General features: G+C 71.2%; 1 protein-coding gene and 1 pseudogene. One reads left to right on the plus strand and one right to left on the minus strand.

Going from position 1 to position 990, the window contains the following annotated elements; translation table 11 throughout:
• The first annotated feature begins 24 nt into the window (after positions 1-24).
• On the plus strand, positions 25-828 hold the full coding sequence (locus tag F7R91_RS41755; RefSeq protein WP_150959102.1) for an IclR family transcriptional regulator: 804 nt from the start codon (positions 25-27) through the stop codon (positions 826-828).
• On the opposite strand, the pseudogene F7R91_RS41760 reads toward F7R91_RS41755, so the two are convergent.
• Positions 800-990, minus strand: a pseudogene (locus tag F7R91_RS41760) (FCD domain-containing protein); the annotation flags it as partial. The gene F7R91_RS41755 and the pseudogene F7R91_RS41760 overlap by 29 nt on opposite strands.

Raw genomic sequence — 990 nt, forward strand, 5'->3', positions numbered from 1 at the left:
GGCCGGCATGCAGGGGGCATTTCGATGAGTGGCACGCAATATTCCGGGCGTCCCTCCGGCCGGCCGCCTGTCGGGGAGCCGATCCTGGACCGGGCGTTCCGGCTGCTGCGGGCGTTCACGTCGGACGGCGAGAGCCTGCCCTTGCAGACGCTTGCCGTCCGAGCAGGCCTCCCGAAGAGCACCGCGCTGCGGATCGCCAACCAGCTCCTGCGCCTGGGGGCATTGGAACGCCGCGACGACGGGGAGTTCGTGGTCGGACTCCAGCTGCTCGAGATCGCGTCGCTTGCCCCGCGTGGTCATGGTCTGCGTGCGGCGGCGTTGCCGGTGATGGAGGACCTGCACCACGTCACCCGTCAGCACATCCTGCTGGCGGTGAGGGAGGGGGACGAGGGTGTGCTCGTCGAGCGGCTCTCCGCCACGGATGCGACGGCGGTCAAGTACCGCGTGGGAGGCCGGATCCCCCTCGAGGAGACCGGTATCGGCGTGGCCCTGCTGGCGTACGCGCCGGACGATGTGCGAGACCCGTGCCTGGCCCGCGCCGCCGACCCGGTCCGGCTGCGGCAACTCCTCGCGATGACGCGATCGGAAGGCGTGTGCGCGCTCTCCGCCCCGAACCCGTTGTCGAGCGGGCCTGCCTTCATCTCCACGGTGGCGGCGCCGATCCTCGATCGCCGAGGGGCGGCGCTGGGTGCGCTCTCTCTCGTATCACCGGGCGAGGACGGCACCCAGATCCCCAACCGGGTCGCGATCCGCACCGCGAGCCTGGCCATCGCCCGCGCCATGCGAGCGCCTGACCCCGTCAGGCGGACTCGGGCGTCTGCTGACTGACGATCAGCAGCTCGGTGGTGAGCCGGATGTGCCGCTCGCTGAGACTGACCGCGAGGTCGGCGTCGCGGCCGACGGTGGCCTCCATGATCGCGCGGTGCTCGGCCTCGATGTCGCGATGCGTCCGGTGACTCTCAGGAGTCGACCAGCAGCGGTAGACCTCCG

The sequence above is a fragment of the Streptomyces luteolifulvus genome, assembly GCF_008806595.1.
GTDB lineage: Bacteria > Actinomycetota > Actinomycetes > Streptomycetales > Streptomycetaceae > Streptomyces > Streptomyces luteolifulvus.

Bases quoted from the DNA above. Each gene is read 5' to 3' on its own strand.
- F7R91_RS41755 (WP_150959102.1), top strand. From the start codon at position 25: ATGAGTGGCACGCAATATTCCGGGCGTCCCTCCGGCCGGCCGCCTGTC.